Genomic DNA, 2,142 nt, shown 5'->3' with positions numbered 1-2,142 from the left:
TGTCAGCGCTGGTCGAAAAGTGAGCCATTTCGTGGGTTGAAAAGTGAGCCACGTTGACGTTGGTTATTCTGCCTGATTTTCCGGTCTTGTCGAGGGCAGCAAGTCTGTCTGTGCATGCTTGAGCCGGTAGCTGGAGCCCTTGAGGGTGATGACTTCGGCGTGGTGGACGATGCGGTCGATCATGGCGGAAGCGACGACCTGGTCTCCGAACACATCTCCCCAGCGGGCGAAGGGCAGGTTCGAGGTCAGGATCAGGGAGGCGTGCTCGTAGCGTGATGAGACGAGCTGGAAGAACAGGTTCGCGGCATCCTGCTCGAACGGGATGTAGCCGACTTCATCGACGATGATCAGCCCGTAGCGGCGCAGCCGGACCAGCTCCTGCGGCAATCTGCCGTTTTGATGAGCGGCTTGGAGCCGGGAGACCCAGTCGATGGCGGTCGCGAACAGGACCCGATGACCCAGCTGGGTGGCCCGCAGACCCAGGCCGGTCGCGAGGTGTGTTTTGCCGGTTCCGGGCGGCCCGAGCAGGACGATGTTGGATGCCTCGGTGAGGAACGCGCCGGTGGCCAGGTGCGCGATCGTGTCGCGTTTGAGGCCGGGCTGATGGTCAAAGCTGAAGTCCTCGAGTGATTTACGGGCGGGAAACCCTGCTGCCCTGGCGCGGGATTCGGCGCCGGAGGCTTCCCTGGCGGCGACTTCCCGGGACAGGACCGCTGCGAGGTATTCCTCGTGGGTCCAGGCGGCCTCGCGGGCCTGGTCCGCGAGCCGGGCGGCAGCTTCCCGGATACGCGGTGCTTTCATCGCCCGGGAGTAGTACTCGATCTGCCCGGCGGTTTCCTTCGCCTCGGTCATCAGGCGACCTGCCCGTCATCGAGAGCGACACCGAACGCCCGGTCGTAGTCCGCCAAGTCCCGCAGCCCAGCCGTGTCAACGGCCGGTTCCGGGTTCTGGAAGGCTTTCCGCAACGTTCGGGCGGCCTCGACATGGCCCGGGTCGGTGATCGTCTGGCCCGCACCCCAGGACCGGGTATGGCTTCCGACGCATCGCCCCTCGAGGCTGATCGTGACGGTCTCAAGGTCAGCGGTGACATCCACGAACCTGCCGATGGCCTGCGGGTGCACGGAGTAATCGTTGGATCCCATCCGGACGTAGTAGTCCCGCGGGAGCCTGACCCGCGCGGCGAACCCGGTCACGGGCGGAACCGGCGGCAGCGCCAGCATCGCCGCCTTGTCCTGAGCGAGCAGGTCCGCGGGCCGGGCGCCGGTGCGCCGGACCAGCCGGGCATTGGCCTTGGGCAGCCAGCCCGCGAGCTGGGCGTTGAAGTCCTCCGGCGATACGAAAACACGTCCCGGCAGGAAGGAGGTTTCCAGGAACTGGTTGGCCCGCTCCACCACGCCCTTGCTCTCCGGGTCGTAGGGTTTGACCTGCACGATCCTGGTGGCGAGGACTCCGGCGAAAGCCGCGACGCCGGCGGCGTAGCTGTTCCGCCGTCCGATGCCGGTTTCGTTGTCCCAGATCAGCCGCCGCGGCACCGCGCCCAGGGACCCGATCAGCTCCCACATCCCGGCCAGCAGGTCCCCGGTCACCCGGGAGGGGATCATCCGGGCCATGATGAACCGCGAATGCGAGGACACCATCACCAGCACCGGCAGGACCCGGGGCTTTCCGTTCCCGACGGGTATCCGCACCTCCGGAAACCACAGATCGCACTGGACCTGGTCCCCGGGCTCGTAACTGATCCGGTCCGCGGGATCAGCGGGGGCATACTCCGGCCTGATCCTGGCCACGTTCTCCCTGAACCAGGCCGGGGACCCCGACCAACCCACACGCTCAGCCAGCACCGTCGCCGGCATCCGAGGGTTCTCCTTCAGCAGTGCCCGGATCGCCGGCTCCACCGCCTTGATCCCGGAGTCCTGCGGCGCACGGACATAGGTCGGCGGCCCATCGGCGCTGACCGCTCTCGCCACGGTGTTCCGGGAAAGACCCAGCCGCTCCGCTATCGACCTCATCGATTCACCCTCGGCAAGATGCAACCGCCGAATAAGCGCCCAATCCTCCACTGTGATCACCCACCCAATCGTTTGGAACAGGTGGCTCAGTTTTCAACCGTCACAATGGCTCAGTTTTCGACCGTCACTGACA

Annotated in this window: 2 protein-coding genes; both read right to left on the bottom strand. The window is 66.0% G+C overall.

The annotated features are described in order from the left end of the window. Positions 1-63 precede the first annotated feature (63 nt). Positions 64-852, bottom strand: a complete 789-nt coding sequence (istB, locus tag QRN45_RS20060; protein WP_241711071.1) for an IS21-like element helper ATPase IstB — start codon at positions 850-852, stop codon at positions 64-66. Continuing rightward, positions 852-2,069, bottom strand: coding sequence for an IS21 family transposase (gene istA / locus QRN45_RS20055; protein WP_241711069.1), 1,218 nt, complete (start codon positions 2,067-2,069; stop codon positions 852-854). The genes istB and istA overlap by 1 nt, the downstream gene beginning before the upstream one ends. Between the last annotated feature and the right edge of the window lie 73 nt (positions 2,070-2,142).

Source organism: Arthrobacter sp. efr-133-R2A-63 (assembly GCF_030209795.1).
GTDB lineage: Bacteria > Actinomycetota > Actinomycetes > Actinomycetales > Micrococcaceae > Arthrobacter > Arthrobacter bambusae_A.
The sequence above is the reverse complement of the archived record's forward strand: the minus strand, read 5'-3'. Positions and strand labels throughout refer to the sequence as shown.

Bases quoted from the DNA above. Each gene is read 5' to 3' on its own strand.
- istB (WP_241711071.1), bottom strand. From the start codon at position 852: ATGACCGAGGCGAAGGAAACCGCCGGGCAGATCGAGTACTACTCCCGG.